16 protein-coding genes and 1 tRNA gene are annotated in these 16,850 nt (G+C 63.9%); 8 read left to right on the forward strand and 9 right to left on the reverse strand.

The window, feature by feature from the left end; all coding sequences use genetic code 11:
* Positions 1–20: 20 nt before the first annotated feature.
* Together QCE83_RS02725 and QCE83_RS02730 are read right to left on the reverse strand one after the other, a co-directional pair.
* A complete protein-coding gene (locus tag QCE83_RS02725; protein ID WP_309807481.1) occupies positions 21–1,115 on the reverse strand; it encodes a TIGR03118 family protein in 1,095 nt (364 codons plus the stop codon).
* A 123-nt stretch (positions 1,116–1,238) separates the two neighbouring features.
* On the reverse strand, positions 1,239–3,053 hold the full coding sequence (locus QCE83_RS02730; RefSeq protein WP_309807482.1) for a hypothetical protein: 1,815 nt from the start codon (positions 3,051–3,053) through the stop codon (positions 1,239–1,241).
* Between the two features lie 323 nt (positions 3,054–3,376).
* Here QCE83_RS02730 and QCE83_RS02735 point away from each other — a divergent pair, with 323 nt between their 5' ends.
* A complete protein-coding gene (locus QCE83_RS02735) occupies positions 3,377–3,802 on the forward strand; it encodes a hypothetical protein (protein WP_309807484.1) in 426 nt (141 codons plus the stop codon).
* Complete coding sequence (locus QCE83_RS02740; protein WP_309807486.1) at positions 3,796–4,020, forward strand: hypothetical protein; 225 nt, start codon at positions 3,796–3,798, stop codon at positions 4,018–4,020. The genes QCE83_RS02735 and QCE83_RS02740 overlap by 7 nt, the downstream gene beginning before the upstream one ends.
* Before the next feature lie 137 nt (positions 4,021–4,157).
* Here the strand turns inward: QCE83_RS02740 and QCE83_RS02745 are convergent.
* The 3 genes from QCE83_RS02745 to QCE83_RS02755 all read right to left on the reverse strand — a co-directional run bounded on the left by QCE83_RS02745 (position 4,158) and on the right by QCE83_RS02755 (position 6,578).
* Positions 4,158–4,242, reverse strand: a tRNA-Leu gene (locus QCE83_RS02745).
* Between the two features lie 163 nt (positions 4,243–4,405).
* On the reverse strand, positions 4,406–5,566 hold the full coding sequence (locus QCE83_RS02750; protein WP_309807487.1) for an ABC transporter substrate-binding protein: 1,161 nt from the start codon (positions 5,564–5,566) through the stop codon (positions 4,406–4,408).
* Between the two features lie 70 nt (positions 5,567–5,636).
* Positions 5,637–6,578 carry a CysB family HTH-type transcriptional regulator gene (locus tag QCE83_RS02755; protein WP_309807489.1) on the reverse strand — a complete coding sequence of 314 codons (942 nt, stop codon included), beginning with the start codon at positions 6,576–6,578 and terminating at the stop codon, positions 5,637–5,639.
* Positions 6,579–6,805: 227 nt separating this feature from the next.
* On the opposite strand from QCE83_RS02755, the gene QCE83_RS02760 reads away from it, so the two are divergent.
* From QCE83_RS02760 to cobA, 6 genes are all read left to right on the forward strand, one after another.
* Positions 6,806–8,482 (forward strand): nitrite/sulfite reductase, encoded by a 1,677-nt coding sequence (locus QCE83_RS02760; protein WP_309807490.1) that lies wholly within the window; start codon positions 6,806–6,808, stop codon positions 8,480–8,482.
* 10 nt (positions 8,483–8,492) lie between these two features.
* Positions 8,493–9,032, forward strand: a complete 540-nt coding sequence (locus QCE83_RS02765; protein WP_309807491.1) for a DUF934 domain-containing protein — start codon at positions 8,493–8,495, stop codon at positions 9,030–9,032.
* 3 nt (positions 9,033–9,035) lie between these two features.
* The gene (locus QCE83_RS02770) at positions 9,036–9,758 is read left to right on the forward strand and encodes a phosphoadenylyl-sulfate reductase (protein WP_309807492.1); all 723 of its coding nucleotides are present in this window, start codon (positions 9,036–9,038) and stop codon (positions 9,756–9,758) included.
* An 84-nt stretch (positions 9,759–9,842) separates the two neighbouring features.
* On the forward strand, positions 9,843–10,805 hold the full coding sequence (cysD, locus tag QCE83_RS02775) for a sulfate adenylyltransferase subunit CysD (RefSeq protein ID WP_309807494.1): 963 nt from the start codon (positions 9,843–9,845) through the stop codon (positions 10,803–10,805).
* 27 nt (positions 10,806–10,832) lie between these two features.
* Positions 10,833–12,146, forward strand: a complete 1,314-nt coding sequence (locus QCE83_RS02780; RefSeq protein WP_404984112.1) for a sulfate adenylyltransferase subunit 1 — start codon at positions 10,833–10,835, stop codon at positions 12,144–12,146.
* Positions 12,147–12,180: 34 nt separating this feature from the next.
* The gene (cobA, locus tag QCE83_RS02785) at positions 12,181–12,936 is read left to right on the forward strand and encodes a uroporphyrinogen-III C-methyltransferase (RefSeq protein ID WP_309811408.1); all 756 of its coding nucleotides are present in this window, start codon (positions 12,181–12,183) and stop codon (positions 12,934–12,936) included.
* A 510-nt stretch (positions 12,937–13,446) separates the two neighbouring features.
* On the opposite strand, the gene QCE83_RS02790 is transcribed toward cobA, so the two are convergent.
* The 4 genes from QCE83_RS02790 to lptF all read right to left on the reverse strand — a co-directional run bounded on the left by QCE83_RS02790 (position 13,447) and on the right by lptF (position 16,690).
* Positions 13,447–13,881: a hypothetical protein gene (locus QCE83_RS02790; RefSeq protein WP_309807495.1), complete on the reverse strand. Its 435-nt coding sequence runs from the start codon at positions 13,879–13,881 to the stop codon at positions 13,447–13,449.
* Positions 13,882–14,041: 160 nt separating this feature from the next.
* Positions 14,042–14,413, reverse strand: a complete 372-nt coding sequence (locus QCE83_RS02795; RefSeq protein ID WP_309807496.1) for a CbiX/SirB N-terminal domain-containing protein — start codon at positions 14,411–14,413, stop codon at positions 14,042–14,044.
* Positions 14,414–14,439: 26 nt separating this feature from the next.
* Positions 14,440–15,588 (reverse strand): LPS export ABC transporter permease LptG, encoded by a 1,149-nt coding sequence (lptG, locus tag QCE83_RS02800; RefSeq protein ID WP_309807497.1) that lies wholly within the window; start codon positions 15,586–15,588, stop codon positions 14,440–14,442.
* Between the two features lie 4 nt (positions 15,589–15,592).
* Positions 15,593–16,690: an LPS export ABC transporter permease LptF gene (gene lptF / locus QCE83_RS02805; RefSeq protein WP_309807498.1), complete on the reverse strand. Its 1,098-nt coding sequence runs from the start codon at positions 16,688–16,690 to the stop codon at positions 15,593–15,595.
* Positions 16,691–16,850 lie beyond the last annotated feature (160 nt).

The raw sequence follows: 16,850 nt of genomic DNA on the forward strand, positions 1-16,850 counted from the left end.
CGGGCAGGGCGCAAGGGCAGTTACTGCATGTCGATACGGCCATACACGCCGTCGGCCTCGAAGTTCGGACCGGCCGCGAAGAACAGCGTGTTCGACGGCTGCGCGCTCAGGTTGTTGCCGAACGCAATGCCCCATAGCCCGCGCTGCACGAGCGGCGTGCCGTCGGTGTTCATCAGCTGGCCGACGAACGCGCCGGTCGTGGGATTGAACGCGTTGATCGTGCCGTCGCCGAAGTTGCCGACCAGGATGTCGTCGCTGTAGGTGCCGAAGTTGCCCGGCGCCTGCGCGATGCCCCACGGCGCGTTCAGCGGGCCGTTCGCCGCGAAGCGCTGGGTGAGGTTGCCGTCGAGGTCGAAGACATCGACGAAACCCTGGCCCGCGCCCGGCACGTCGTCCTCGGCGTCGCCGTCCTGCTTCGCGTAGGTGACGAAGATCTTCGCGCCGATCGCCTGGATGCCGAACGGCGCGAAGCCCGCCGGGATCTGCGTGTCGTGGAAGCCGCCGGGCACGGAGATCCGGTTGAACGCGCCGTCGAAGACATCGACGCGGTTGTTGTGGAAGTCGGTCGCATACAGGCGATGACCGCCCGATGGCAGCGTGCCGAGCGCGAGACCCTTGTAGATCGCTCCCGAGGCGCTGGAATCCACGACGGTGAAGGCGTGCGTGGTATCGACGGCGGGCGCCCACGCGGTGATCGAGCCGCCTTCGCCCGCGAACAGGAACGCGGCGACGCCCGACTTGCCCGCCCGCGAGAGCATCAGGTCCGGCCCCTTGTTGAAGACGATGCCGGTGGGATTGGCGGGACCGTTCGCGGTTGCCGGAATCGACACCACGAGCGACTGGACGACGCCGTTGCCGTCGTAGAGCGTGGCCGTCTGCGTGCCGTTGTTGGCGACCCAGACGAAGCCGTTCGGATTGAACGCGACGCCCCAGCTGTTTTTCAGATTCGGATCGGTGTGCGGCGCGGCGATGGCGCCGTCCGACACGACGATCGACGCCTTGAAGCGGGTCGGCGCCGGCATGTTGTCGCCGGACCCGCCGCACGAGACAAGGGCCGTCAGCATGACGAGCCCCGTCGCGCACACGGCGACGCGGTTCCGCAATCCGTTCGGCATGATGGTGACTCCTTCGGCGCGAGGGCCGTCAGTGGTTTCGTCACCTTCAAACGGATGAGCGCGGAGCGCTATTCCGGCGTTGTGGTTCGCAATCGGCGCGTCGTCCGAACCGCGCGGCGCGGATCAGTGAGCGTCGCCGCGTCCTTTCGATACCGTCGGCACGCCCCAGCCGAACAGCGTCAGATGCGTGTCGGTGGCGATCGGCGCCGCGCTGTGGTGGGCGCCGACGCTCCAGCGGCCGTCGAAGGTCATGGCGGGCGCGATCGGCTTCGGGATGCCGCTGGCCTGCTGGAAGTACTCCGTATTGCTCTCGTTCTGCACCGCGAGCGCGCGCCGCAGACTGGCCTGCGCCTGCCCGTTGCGCGGATCGAGCGACACGGCGCGGCGCGCGTTGCGCAGCGCGCACGACGGTTCCTTGTTGGCGGCGCAGGTGCGCGCGGTCGCGATGGCGCTGTCGCGAGCGCGTTCCTGACGCGACAGGTCGGCGGCGAGCTGCTGGATCTCGGGACTGCGCGGCTGGTTCGCGTCGAGGGTGCGCAGATGCTTGCGCGCCGCGGCGAGATCGCGGCTGGCGAGGGACTGTTGCACCGCGATGATGTTGCGCGCGATGGATGGTGACGGGGGCGGCGCGACCGGCTTGGCGGGCTGCGGGGGCGCAGGCGGGGTCTGGGCGGCGATCGCGAGCGGTTTGTGCGGTTGGGTTTCGGGTTGGGCGGGGCGCGCGGTGAGCGTGGCGGCGGGCGCGGGTTTGGGCGTTGCGGTGGCTGCGGTCGTGACCGGACCGCTTGCCGAAGCGTTCGCGCCGGGCAGCGGCTTCGCGGCGGCAACTTGTTGAGGCGAGGGACGCTCGGTGTTGGTCGTGTCGGACGGCGGCTTGGTTGCTGCAGTTGCGGGCGTGGCCGGCGTGCTTGTCGAGGCGTTCGGGCCGGGCACCGGCTTCGCGGCAGCAACCTGTTGAGGCGAGGGACGCGCGGCGTTTGTCGTGTCGGACGACGGCTTTGCTGCGGCAATTACGGGCGTGACCGGCGTGCTTGTCGAGGCGTTCGCGCCGGCAACTTGTTGAGGCGCCGGGCGCGCCGCGTTTGTCGTGTCGGACGACGGCTTTGCTGCTGCAGTTGCGGGCGCGACCGGCGCGCTTGCCGAGGCACTTGCGCCGGGCAACGGCTTCGCTGCCACGACTTCCCGGGGCGACGAACCGGCCGCGCTTGCAACCGTCGCCGCAGCTGCCGGCTCGCTGTGCGCAACGGCGGCGCGAGGTGGCACGGCCGAGGCGGGTTGCTCGACGCGCGCCACGGCCGTCGGCGCGGATGCGGCGGGTCCCGTTTGCACGACCGCCTGCGTCGTCTCCGGCTTCCGCGCGGCCGGCGGGCGCGCCGCTGTAGCCTGAGACGCCGAAGCTGCCGTCACGGGCGCCGGTGTCGTCTGCGCATCGGCTCTGGAACGGGACAGCGAAGCTTGCCGGGCGTCGCCGGCCCGGTCCGTCACCGGATTGCCGGAATGAATCGCTCCCGCTGCGCTGAGCGTCGGGCGGCCTTGCGTCGGATTGGCGTCATCGTCCGAATGGACATACCAATAGCCTCCGGCCGCCAGTCCGGCCATGACGCCGCCGACCAGCACAGCCACGCCGGTACGCGCGGGCTTGCGGGCCGAGGTGCGCGGCTCGTCGCCCGGCTCGGCGACGCTCGGATAGGACGTCACCATCTTGCGGCGCACGGCGCGCTTGAGCCAGTGGGTGTCGCGCAGGTCGACGATATCGAGCTGTTCGGGCGCCGGCTCGGCCATGGCGGCGGGCGGCGCGGTTTCGGCGGCGGAGGTGAAGATCGCCCCCTGGCGATCGGCGCCGCACTGCGGGCACATGTCCTCGTCGGCACGCGAGAGGGTGTTGCAGCGAAGGCAGATGACGGAGTCGAGCGACAGCGAGTATTCGGTTCGATTCATGCCGCACCCCTGTTCGAATGTGGGTTCGATGCGTCGCGCGCGCAAGCCACGACATCGGCAGGTCCTAAGCAACCCGAAAGGCGGGCGCCGCGCGGGCGAGCATCCTCGACATGCCCCGCGCGCGAAGGCTTCCTGAAGCCGGTTGAAAGCTCATTGTTTCGATGGCTGCAATGACCGTCTACGCGATTGCGCACATTCGTATGGCGATGGACTTAGGGGAAACGCTTAAAACGGCGGTCACGGCGAACGAACGCACTGGCCATCCGGACGACTGTCGCAAGCGTCCGCGACCCGTGACACTTCCTCATCGGACATGACGGGTGATGAAGATGAGCACAAACGGTTTGAACACGGCGCGACAACTGCTCGTTGGCTTGCCGTTCTTCATGGGCGCGATCGAATACCTGCTGCGGGTGGCGCTGAAGCAGCCCGGCCAGAATGATTTCTTCCCGATCTCGCTGGTGGCTTCGGGCGTCAGTCTGAACGTGGGGTTGACGTCGCTTTCGGAGACGCTTCGGTCCGATCCCGAAGGCGAGCCGGACGGGCTCGTCAGGCGCGCCATCGTTCTCGCCAATCTGGGAGTTTTCGCGTCTCTGTTTGGCGTGTTGCTGTGGATATACTTGCTCGTGGCCTCGTTTAGTCAGGAGGTCAGAGAGATTCTGCTTGTACGGCCGTATCGGGAAGCTACGGCCTACTACGTACTGTCATTCGCGCTGAGCGAATTCAAAGCAAGGAACACAACATGTTGAACATCGTGCTGGGATTCTTCCGGGAATATGCGCCGGTCATCGTTGGCTGCGCCTTCATGCAGTTCTGCGTGCCGGGACTCGTGGACTGGCTTTATCGCGTCGCGTTTGCGGAGGATCGCAACATTGCTGCGAAGGGCACGCCATCGAGCGGCGCCATTGCGTCTTCGTTGAGGTCTTCGCCGGGCGCTGCGTCGGGTGAGAGCGCGTTCGAACGCTGATGCGCGGGCATCGGCGTAATGTCGAAATGAGGGCGTCCTGTGGGAGCAGGTTTGACCCGCCGTCTCGAAATCGTCTCGAAGCCCGGCCCCAAACGCAAAAAGCCGCTCTCAGAAGGAGCGGCTTTTCACAGGATTCGTGGTGCCCAGGGCCGGAATCGAACCGGCACGCCTTGCGGCGGGGGATTTTGAGTCCCCTGCGTCTACCAATTTCACCACCTGGGCTTGCTTCGGTCTTCGTCAGCCTTGAACGCCTCACGGAACTTCAACGCGAAACGCAGGCCAATCGAGTCGGCGATTATGACCGAAAACACCGTCGCGGGCAAGCAGGATCGGCGCTGCCGTGCGCCGGTCCTGCCGAAACAATCACTGCGCGATCACTGCGTCGTCACTGCGCCAGATAAACAAACGCGCCGTTCTTGATGACGCCCATGACACTGGCGCGCTGATCCAGTCCGACGTGATCCGTCGCGCTCGTGTTCACGACGCCGTTCGGCACCACCAGTTCATGCGCGTGCTCCAGTTCCGAGCGCAGCGCCACGCGGAATTCCTTCGTGCCCGGCTTGCCGGCCTTCAACGCCCGGGCCACGGCGTCCTGCAGGCGCGGATACACACCCGCCGCGTCGCCCGCGAACTGTGTCACCGAACCCTTGCCGTACTTCTCCTCATAGGCCGTGACGAAAGCCAGCGCCGCCTTCTTCGACGGATGATCCGCCGGCAGCGTCCGCGCGACGACCACCGGCTGCGTCGGGAACAGCGTGCCCTCCACGTCCTTGCCGCCGAGCTTGATGAACTCCGGCGTCGCGATGCCGTGAGTCTGGTAGATCGCGCCCTTGTAGCCGCGCTCGACCAGCGTGCGCTGCGGCAGCACGGTCGGCGTGCCGGCGCCGGCGATCAGCACCGCATCCGGCTTCGCGGACATCAGCTTGAGGATTTGCCCGGTGACGCTGGCGTCCGTGCGGTTGAAGCGCTCGCTCGCCACAATCCTGATATGCCGCAGCTCGGCGAACTTGGTGAACTCGCTGAGCCAGCTGTCGCCATAACTGTCCGCGAAACCAATGAAGCCCACCGTCTTCACCCCGTGGTTCGCCATGTAGCGGGTCATGACGTCGGCCATCGCGCGATCGGTCTGCGCCATCTTGAACGCCCAGACCTTCTTGCCTTCCTGCGGCTCCACGACCGACGCCGAGCCGATCAGCGTGATCATCGGCGTTTCATACTCGGCGACCGGGTCGAGCGCCGCAAGCGCCGCCGGCGTGATGTTCGGCCCGACGATCACATCGACCTTGTCTTCGGTGATCAGCTTGCGGATGTTGCGCACGGCCGCGCCCGGGTCCGAGCCGTCGTCGAGAATGATGTATTCCGCGTTCTGCCCGGCAATGGTCTTCGGCCACATCAGCATCGCGTTCTTGCTCGTGATGCCGATCGCGGCGGCGGGGCCGGTGCTCGACAGGTCGATACCCACTTTCAATTGCGCATGCGCGGCGGCGGCAACGGCCGAAACGGCGGCGCCCGCAATCAGCCGGCGCATGAACTTCGACAACGTCATTGGAAGGTCTCCAGGGAAGTGGCAATGATTTTTGTCGGCGGCAGGCGGCCGCCGCTTTATACAGCGTTCGTCACAGCTCGTAGCTTTCGTGATCGCCCGAGAGCGCCTGCTCGATCAGCTTGCGGTTGAGCGACGGCGACAGCAGTTCCACCAGCGTGTACACATAGCTGCGCAGATACGCGCCTTGCTTGAGCGCGAGCCGCGTGACGTTGGTGCCGAACAGATGCCCGACCGGCATCGCGCGCAGATGACGGTCGCGCTCCGGATTGAACGCGATGTCCGCCATGATGCCCACGCCCAGTCCCAGTTCGACATAGGTCTTGATGACATCGGCGTCGATGGCTTCGAGCACGATGTCGGGCGTGAGGCCGCGCAGCTGGAACGCCTGGTTGATCTTGGTGCGCCCGGCGAAGGACGCTTCGTAGGTGATGATCGGATATTGCGCGAGATCGTCGAGCGAGAGGAGCTTGCGCTCCAGCAGCGGATGATCCGGCTGCATGACGGCGAGATGCTGCCACTGGAAGCAGGGCAGCGACACGAGTTCCTTGTAGCTCGCGATCGCCTCGGTGGCGATGGCGATATCCGCCTGATCGCGGATCACCATTTCGGCGACTTGGGTCGGGCTGCCTTGCAGAATCGAAAGGTGAACTTTCGGAAACCGCTTCTTGAACTCGGCGATGGCGGCGGGCAGTGAATAGCGCGCCTGCGTGTGGGTCGCGGCAATCACCAGATTGCCCTGGTCCTGCGCCGCGTAATCCTTACCGACACGCTTCAGGCTTTCCACTTCCTGCAGGATACGTTCGACCGACGCCAGGATGATCCGCCCCGGCTCGGTCAGCGACCGGACGCGCTTGCCGTGGCGCGTGAAGATCTCCACGCCGAGTTCGTCTTCCAGCTCGATGATCGCCTTGGAGACGCCGGGCTGTGACGTATACAGCGCCTTTGCGGCTTCCGTGAGGTTGAAGTTCTGCCGGACGGCCTCGCGCACGAAGCGGAACTGATGCAGATTCATTTATAACCCAGCCGCATATCAAAGTAATTTTTCAGTCGTTTGCAATATATAGCAGGTTCTTTACTATCAGTCCAATTTTTCCAATATCCATATCTGTTTTCGTCATTTGCAAATGAGTGAACCGTCTGAACGACGGTCGCGACAGGAACTCAATGGATATTCGATGGATGAGACGCGCTGCGGAAACCTAGGCCGCAGCGTCTTTGACAAGAACATGGGGTCCCCGAATGTACCAATACGATCAGATCGACCAACGCATCGTCGACGAACGTGTCGAGCAGTACGCTGACCAGGTTCGTCGCCGTCTGTCGGGCGAATTGAGCGAGGAAGAATTTCGTCCGCTGCGTCTGCAGAACGGCCTGTACTACCAGCGCCACGCGTACATGCACCGGATCGCGATTCCGTACGGCAACCTGCGCAGCGACCAGCTCCGCATGCTCGCGACCATCGCGCGCGAACACGACCGCGGCTACGGTCACTTCTCCACGCGCACCAACATCCAGTTCAACTGGGTCGAGCTCGAAGAAACGCCGGAAATCCTGCGTAAGCTCGCCTCGGTGCAAATGCACGCCATCCAGACGTCGGGCAACTGCATCCGCAACATCACCGCCGATCAATTCGCGGGCGTCGCGCATGACGAGCAAGTCGATCCGCGTCCGTGGGCGGAAATCCTGCGCCAGTGGTCCACGTTCCATCCGGAATTCGCGTGGCTGCCGCGCAAGTTCAAGATCGCGGTGAACGGTTCGACGGAAGACCGCGCGGCCGTGCAGGTCCACGACATGGGCGTCTATCTGAAGCTGAACGCGCAGGGCGAAGTCGTGATGGACATCCTCGCGGGCGGCGGGCTTGGCCGTACGCCGATCGTCGGCGCGATCATCAAGCGCGACCTGCCGTGGCAGCATCTGCTCACCTACTGCGAAGCCGTACTGCGTGTGTACAACCGCTACGGCCGACGCGACAACATGTACAAGGCGCGCATCAAGATCCTGGTGAAGGCGCTGTCGCCGGAGAAGTTCTCGAAGCAGGTCGAGGAAGAGTGGCAGCACCTGAAGGACGGCCCGTCGACGCTCACGCAGGACGAAGTGACGCGCGTGTCAGCGTTCTTCGCGCCGCCCGTCTATGAAAAGCTCGCGGACACCGATGCCTCTTATGAAAAGCATCTGATCGACAGCAAGCCGTTCGCGCGTTGGGTCGAACGCAACGTGCGTCCGCACAAGGTGCCGGGCTATGCGTCGGTGACGCTGTCGCTCAAGCCGCAGCACATCGCGCCGGGCGACGCCACCGATCAGCAGATGGACGACGTCGCCACACTCGCCGACGAGTTCTCGTTCGGCGAAGTCCGCGTGTCGCACGAGCAGAACCTGATCCTCGCGAACGTGAAGAAGCACGACCTCTACACGGTGTGGGAGCGTGCGAAGGCGCTGGGTTTCGCGACCGCGAACGTGGGTCTGTTGACCGACATCATCGCGTGCCCGGGCGGCGATTTCTGCTCGCTCGCGAATGCGAAGTCGATCCCGATCGCGCTGGCCATCCAGGACCGCTTCAACGATCTGGACTACGTGTACGACCTGGGCGACCTGTCGCTGAACATCTCGGGCTGCATCAACGCGTGCGGTCACCATCACGTGGGCAACATCGGCATTCTGGGCGTCGACAAGGACGGTTCCGAGTGGTACCAGGTGACGCTCGGCGGCGAGCAGAGCTCGGGCACGACCGGCGCGCATCTCGGCAAGGTGATCGGCCCGTCGTTCTCGGCCGAAGAAATGCCCGATGTGATCTCGCAGGTGGTCGACACCTTCGTCGACAACCGTGGCGAGGGCGAACGCTTCATCGAGACGTTCAACCGCATCGGCATCGCGCCGTTCAAGGAGCGCGTGTACGCATCGCGCCAGGCTCACGCTTAAGGATTCGCACATGACCTTGATTATCAAGAACCGCGCCATTGTCGAAGACGCCTTCGTCGTCGTGCGCGCGGCGGAAGACGGCACGCTGCCCGCCGTCGATGCGCTGCCGGCCGGCAAGATCATCGTGCCGTTCGCGCTGTGGAAGGAACACAAGGCGGCGATCGTCGCAACGCGTGCGAAGGATGACATCGGCGTGTGGCTCGCGCCGGACGACGAACCCGCCGACCTCGTCGCGGACTTTGCCGAGCTGAGCGTGATCGCGGTGGATTTCCCCGTGTTCCGCGATGGCCGTGGTTTCTCCATCGGCCGCCTGCTGCGCGAGCGCTATCAGTGGACCGGCGAACTGCGCGCGATCGGCGATGTACTGCGCGATCAGGTCGCGTTTCACGCGCGCTGCGGCTTCGACGCCTTCGCCGTGCGCGCCGACAAGGACATTCACGACGCGCTCAATGCGTTCGGCGAATTCACGGAGCTGTATCAAGGCGCAACCGACAATCCCGAACCGCTGTTTCGCCGCCGCGCGGCATTGATCGCGACTCTCGGAGCGTAAGGCATGACCCCTGAATTGCAAGCCAAGGTTGAACGCCTCGACGCGCTGCTCGATTCGATCGCAGCGCGCCACGAGCGCGTCAAGCTAGCCAGCAGCCTCGCCGCGGAAGACATGGTGCTGACGCACGCCATCCTGTCGCGCGGCGTGAAGATCGGCATCTTCTCGTTGAACACGGGCCGCCTGCATGCGGAAACGCTCGGCATGCTCGATACCGTCAAGCAGCGCTATGGCTACGACATCGAGCAGTTCCTGCCGCAACAGGACGCCGTCGATGCCTACGTGCGCGATCACGGCCTCAACGCTTTCTACGAAAGCATTGATTTGCGCAAGAGCTGCTGCCATATCCGCAAGGTCGAGCCGCTCAATCGCGCGCTGTCGGATGTGTCTGCATGGGTAACGGGTCAGCGCCGCGAGCAGTCGGTCACGCGCGCCGAACTGCATGAGGAAGAGCACGACGAACCGCGCAACATCGCGAAGTTCAATCCGCTCGCGGACTGGACCGAAACCGATGTGTGGGATTACCTGAAGGCCTTCGATGTACCGGTGAATCCGCTGCATGCGCGCGGCTATCCGAGCATCGGCTGCGAACCCTGCACGCGCGCCGTGCGTCCCGGCGAGGACAGCCGAGCGGGCCGCTGGTGGTGGGAGTCGCGCGATACGAAGGAATGCGGTCTGCACATGACCAACATCAAGATCGTCGAGGAAGCACCGAGCTCGGCCATCTAAGGCGCATAAGACGCCGCACCAACCCAGTCACCGAACGCGACGCTTCGAGAAAGTCCAGGCGCCGCCACAACAAGGATCGAGAACATGAGCACGACGCTCGACTCAACCGTCAACGCGCCGGTCGTCAACCAGGCGACGCGCATGGATCACCTGGATTGGCTCGAAGCCGAGTCGATCCACATCATTCGCGAACTGGTCGCCGAATGCAGCAAGCCCGCGCTGCTGTTCTCGGGCGGCAAGGATTCGGTGGTCGTGCTGGCGCTCGCGCTGAAGGCATTCGGACTCGGCGCGAACCGCAAGACGTCGCTGCCGTTCCCGCTCGTGCATATCGACACCGGCCACAACTTCCAGGAAGTGATCGACTTCCGCGACCGCCGTGCAGCCGAAATCGGCGCCGAACTGGTGGTGGGCCACGTTGAGGACTCCATCAAGAAGGGCACCGTGCGCCTGCGCCGCGAGACCGATTCGCGCAATGCCGCGCAAGCGGTGACGCTGCTCGAGACCATCGAGGAATACGGCTACACCGCGATGATCGGCGGCGCGCGCCGCGACGAAGAGAAGGCCCGCGCGAAAGAGCGCATCTTCTCGTTCCGCGACGAATTCGGCCAGTGGGATCCGAAGGCGCAGCGCCCGGAACTGTGGAGCATCTATAACGCGCGCCTGCATGCAGGCGAGCATCTGCGCGTGTTCCCGATTTCGAACTGGACCGAACTCGACATCTGGCAATACATCGCGCGCGAAAAGCTCGAACTGCCGTCGATCTACTATGCGCATGACCGCGAGATCGTGCGCCGCAACGGCCTGCTCGTGCCGGTGACGCCGCTCACGCCGGTGCGCGAGGGCGAAACGGCCGAGGTCGCGCAAGTCCGCTTCCGCACGGTCGGCGACATCAGCTGCACCTGCCCGGTGGCGAGCGACGCCGATGACGTCGAGAAGATCATCGCGGAAACGGCCGTGACGGAAATCACGGAACGCGGCGCGACGCGGATGGACGACCAGGCGTCGGAAGCCGCGATGGAACAGCGCAAGAAGCAAGGTTATTTCTAAGCGACACGCCCCAAGGACGAACGAATCATGAGCATCTATCAAGCAGAAGACCTGGGCGTGTTGCGCTTCATCACGGCGGGCAGCGTGGACGACGGCAAGAGCACGCTGATCGGCCGCCTGCTGTACGACAGCAAGGCGGTATTGTCGGACCAGCTCTCGGCGATTTCGCGCGCGAAGAACAAGCGCACGGTCGGCGATGAGATCGATCTGTCGCTGCTGACGGACGGGCTGGAAGCCGAGCGCGAGCAGGGCATCACTATCGACGTCGCGTATCGCTATTTCGCGACGGCCAAGCGCAAGTTCATCATCGCCGATACCCCCGGCCACGAGCAGTACACCCGCAACATGGTGACGGGTGCATCGACCGCGCACGCGGCCATCATCCTCGTCGACGCGACGCGCGTCACGCTCGAGAACGGCGTCGCGCAACTGCTGCCGCAGACCAAGCGTCACAGCGCGATCGTCAAGCTGCTCGGCCTGCAGCATGTGATCGTCGCGATCAATAAGATGGACCTGATCGAGTACAGCGAAGCCCGTTTCAACGAGATCCGCGATGCCTACGTCGCGCTCGCGCGCCAGCTCGGCATCGCCGACGTGCGCTTCGTGCCGGTCTCGGCGCTGAAGGGCGACAACATCGTGTCGGCGAGCGAGCGCATGCCCTGGTATGCGGGTGAGCCGCTGCTCGATCTGCTCGAATCGCTGCCGGTTGCGCAAGCAAGCGATCAGGCGCTGCGCTTCCCGGTGCAGTGGGTCGCGCGCCAGGACGGTTCGCAGGCCGACGACTTCCGCGGCTACATGGGCCGGGTCGAGGCGGGCGAGGTGCGCGTGGGCGATGCGATCGCCGTGCTGCCGGCCAACCGCGAAGCAACGGTTGCCGAGATCATCGCCCCGGTGCCGGGCGGGGTGGCGCCGGTGGATCGCGCGTTCGCGGGCCAGACGGTGACGATCCGCCTGGCGGAAGACGTCGACGTCTCGCGCGGCGATACCTTCGTCCCGCTGACGCAGAAGGTCGAGCCGGCGAAGAAGCTCGAAGCGGATCTCTGCTGGTTCGACGAAGAACCGCTCTCGCTGCAGCGCAAATACTTGCTGAAGCAGACGACCAACACGGTGTTCACGCGCATCGGCGCAGTGAAGCAGGTGCTGGACGTGCATACGCTGTCGCATTCGGTGGATCGCGGCACGCTCGCGATGAACGATATCGGCCGCGTGGCGCTCACGTTGCAGAAGCCGCTCGTCGCGGACGAGTACGATACGCATCAGGGCACCGGCGCGTTCGTGCTGATCGACGAAGCGACGCATCACACGGTCGCGGCCGGTATGATTCGTGCGATTTCCGCATGAGGATGCTGAACGCGTGAGTTCAACGATGAAAGCTATGGGTAAGGTCTATCTGATCGGAGCGGGGCCGGGCGCGGCGGATCTCATCACCGTGCGTGGCATGCGTCTGCTCGAACAAGCGGATGTGGTGCTGCACGACGCGCTGATCGAGCCGGCAATGCTCGACTATGCGCCCAACGCGAAGAAGATCGCCGTCGGCAAGCGCTGCGGCCAGCGTTCGACGGCCCAGCATTTCATCAACAAGCAGATCGTCGATGCCGCGCTGGAGCATGGTCTGGTCGTGCGTCTGAAGGGCGGCGATCCGATGCTGTTCGGCCGCGCCGACGAGGAAATGCGCGCGCTGGAGGCGGCCGGTGTCGAGTATGAGGTGGTGCCGGGCATCACGGCGGCGCTGGCGAGCGCGGCGTCGCTCAAGCGATCGCTGACCTTGCGTGGCGTGTCGCGCAGCGTGGCGCTGGCGACGCATTCGCGCGCCGCGGACAGCGAGGATATCCGCGAGCAGGCGCAGGCGGATTCGCTGGTGTTCTACATGGGCCGCGACAGCGCACCGGAAATCGCCCAGCAGTTGATCGATGCGGGGCGTCCGGGCGCGACGCCGGTGGCGATCGTCGAGGCATGCAGCACGGCGCGTGAACGTACGCTGACGTTGACGCTCGCGCAGATGGCGTTGGGTGAGGCGCAGGAGTGGCTGGATCCGTCGCAGCCGAGCTTGCTGATGATCGGCGAGGCGTTTCGCGAACGGACGGCGGTGAAGCCGAAGGTGCATTTGAAGGGGATGCAGGCGGCGGCTTGATGGGGTTTGTTCGAGCGGGTCATGCGAAAGCGCACTGGAGACGGTGCGCTTTTTTGTTGGGCGGCCGCTTGTTGATGCTTTTACCGTCCGGGATTCTTTCGCTTGGCGTTGTCCGTCATGCGTTCTATCGCGCAAAGAGCGATCAGACCGCGGTCCGGCCACGCTTGTGTCTTGTACTTCCAGTGTGATGTCGAGCAAGCGCCGAAGCAGCCAGCGACTTTGCGTGAGCAGGCCGTCCCGTCAGCTGCGCTTCGAGCCGCCTCAGTCCACGTCGTAGTTGTCGGATGTCCTCTTGCATTCGAACCATGCTTTCTGACTGCCAGCTTAGGCCTTCAACCGCGGCGGCCCTGCAACCGGCCTCATCACTGTCCTTGTGTCCTGAAACCTCCGCGCGGCTCAAACGCGCGAGCTTCCACCGATAGAGGTATGCGAGTGACTGCACCAATGCGAAGGTGATTGCCGCAAGGACCAGGACGCCATAGTTGTCCTGCACGAAGAGAATGAATGAAGTCATGATGTCAGCCGTTTCAGTTCAGTCAGGCTTACCGCCAAAAAATAGTAGAGCATGGCGAACGCTTTTGGCGAACTCCAGCTCAGCAGCACCAGCACGGTCAGCGTTTCCGGATCGCCCGAGAGCGAGGCGCCAAGTATCTGATGCCAGATCGGCATGCCTGCCACTGCAAGCGTGGCGGCAAGCAGAATCAATGCGATATCGCACTGGTACTTGAATCGCTGCCGTGCCGCAGTCAGTTCATCCGGCGCTTTGGCTGCCAGGCATAGCGGGATCAACAGCGCGATTGCGCCGAGCATAAGTCCGGGTGCCAGAAAGGCATCGGGATCTTTCTCCTTCATTGCCTGATGAACCGTCAGCTCGAACGCACCCAGCCAAAGAGGCAGTACATACATCAGAAAGCGGACGAAGAGGTTGTAGACAAACCGCGTCATTCAAGCAACTAAGACTGTCAGAGAAGGCACTGCCTGTGAATGAAAGCCATGCTAAACCGGACGCGTCCTCAAGCCCACTGGATCAATCCGATCCTTCCGTCTTGAAATTATGTTTCTGCGTTTTCCGCCCGGTTGCCGCCTCGTTGCGAGGACGGCCGGCTTACTTCCCCACCTGCCTCAAGCAGTACCCTGCGACCGCGTCCAGCACGGCATCGTCCTCACCGACAGCCGTCGCGCATGCAATGGTCACATCGGGATGCGCCGCCTGACACCGCGCGACGATTTCCGGCAGATCCTTGCGCACATGCCCGCCTTGCCCGAAGAACACCGGCACGACAGTAATCGCATCGCAGCCGTCAGCAACCTGCGAAGCCACCGCCGCCGGCAAGTCCGGCGTCATCAGTTCGAGGAAAGCGAGCGAAACCGGCTCACCGCGTGCCGCGCGCAGCTTCGCCGCGAGCCGCTCGAACGGCTCGGCCCAGCGCGGATCGCGGGCGCCGTGACCGAACAGGATGATGCCGTGCTTGTTCATCGTGCGCTCCCGAGGAAATCGAGCGGTCAGTGCCGCTCCACCCACTTCAAGCCAAGCAATCCGACGGCCAGATAGGCGAGGGCGGGCACGGCCGCGGTGATCGGCGCGGGCCAGGTATTCAGATTGCCGATGTGCGAGAACAGCGTGTTGAACAACTGGAAGCTCATGCCGATCATGATGCCGCCGAACACCTTCACGCCGACCACCCCGGCACGCGTATGCAGATAGGCGAACGGCAACGACAGGATCAGCATCACGAACACGGCGAACGGATACAGGATCTTGCGCCAGAACGCGATCTGATAGCGCTGCGTGTCCTGATGATTTTCCGTCAAGTGCTGGATATAGCGGAACAGGTTGAACATCGACATGCGGTCCGGCGACACCAGCAGCACCGACAGGATCTGCGGCGTCAGTTCCGAGCGCAGCGAGTATTCGGGCAGCGTCGTCTGGACCGCGCGATACACCGGATTCAGCGTATCGCCGGGATTCACGGCCTGAGGCGGCGCGGCGGAGAGTTGCGTGTCGGTCACGCCAGTCAGTTTCCAGTGGCCCGGCGGCTCGTACACGCCGGTCTTCGCGATGCGCACGTTGGTCAGGCGGAACTTGCCGTCGAATTCGTAGATGCGCACATTGGCGATGGACGTATCCGGATTCAGCGTGCCGACGTTCACGAAGCGCGTGACCTGCTCGCCGTTTTCCTTGGCGGTCAGCGTGTCCTTCACCCATACGCCGGACTGGAAGTTCGACGATACCGACGAACCGAGCGCCTCCAGCCGCACGCGCTCGGACAACTGGTCCGTGTACGGTCCCACCACTTCGCCGATCAGGTACGTGACGAGCACGAGCGGGATGCCGATCTTCAGCAGCGAACGCAGCGCGGCGCCGGTCGAGAGCCCGGAGACGCGGAAGATCGTGAACTCGGACGCCGCCGCCATTTGCGCGAACACGTAGATGGCCGAGATGAGCGCGGCGACCGGAATGATTTCGTAGAAGCGCGAGGGCGTCTGCAACGCGACGCGCAACACCGCGAGCGGGAACTTGTAGTTGCCGTGGCCGACCGTGTTCAGTTCGTTGATCAGGTCAAAGAAGAAGAACAGGCCGGAAAACGCGAACAGGATGAAGATGAACGCGAGGTAGATCTGGCGCGCGAAGTATCGTTCGTAGATGCGCATGGGTTCAGGCTCCCTTCGAACGCGTCAGGGACGACAGCCTGAAGAGCGGCCGGTTGCGGATCCGCAGCCAGAAGATGAACGCGACCAGCGCGCCCACGATCACGTGCAAGCCCACCAGCCCCACGCCGAAGGACACCTTGCCCTGCTCGATCCACGATTGCACGACGTTCAGCAGGTTCGAATAAGTGAGATAGATGAGCACGGCCATCACGAGGTTGATGGTGCGGCTGCGGCGCGGATTCTGATAGGAAAGCGGAATGGCGAGCAGCATCAGGTTGATGGCGATGAGCGGCAGCCCCGCGCGCCAGGCGAATTCCGCGAGATTGTCCTTGGTGGGCGCGGCCAGCAGATCGGGCGTCGAGATGCCGGTGGTGCTCGGCGTGTTGACGACCTGATGACTCATGATCTTCACGCCGTAGCGTTCGAACTCCATGATGCGGAAGTTCGGCTGGCCGGGTTCGCCGTCATAGCGGCGGCCGTTGTCCAGCACGATGAAACGATCGCCGTCGCCGCGCGTCTCGGTGTGACCCGTCTGCGAAACGATCACGTTGACCTTGCCGCCTTCCGTGCTGGTGACGAACACGTTCTGCACCTGGGCCTGGTCCGGCGACATCTTCTCGATGAAGAACACGCGGTGGCTCGACGGCGATTCGCGGAACTGGCCGGGCGCCAGCAAGGACACTTCGTCGCGTTGCTGGAAGCGCGCCTTGATGAGCTTGCTCTGCTGGTTCGACCAGGGCCAGCCGACGAACGCGAAGAACATGATGAGGATGATGATCGGCGTGGAGAACACGGCGACCGGCTTGATGAGCTGGGTCTGGCTCACGCCCGAGGCGAGCCACACGACCATTTCGGAATCGCGATACCAGCGCGTCAGCACGAACAGGATGGAAACGAACAGCGTCACGATCAGCATGACCGCGAGATAGCCGATCACGGTCAGCCCGATCAGCACGACGACATCCTTCGGGTCGATCTGACCTTGCGCCGCGAAGCCGACGATGCGGATCATCATCGTCGTGAGCATGATCGTGAGCAGCACCATGAACACGGCGCCGGCCGTGTACGCGAGTTCGCGCTGCAGGGAGCGTTCGAAGATCATTGAATTTTGCTTAAGACTGGCGGCGATGCGGAATCACGCACGCACCTCTTCGGCAGACGGGAAGGGGTCTTGCTTACCCTCACGCCGCAAACCGGTGACTGCCGCGGAAAAAATAGCGGATAATTGCGGCTTTCATCCTTCAGCCAAGATTTTATCCGAG

Origin of the sequence: Caballeronia sp. LZ034LL (assembly GCF_031451215.1) — a bacterium.
Lineage (GTDB): Bacteria > Pseudomonadota > Gammaproteobacteria > Burkholderiales > Burkholderiaceae > Caballeronia.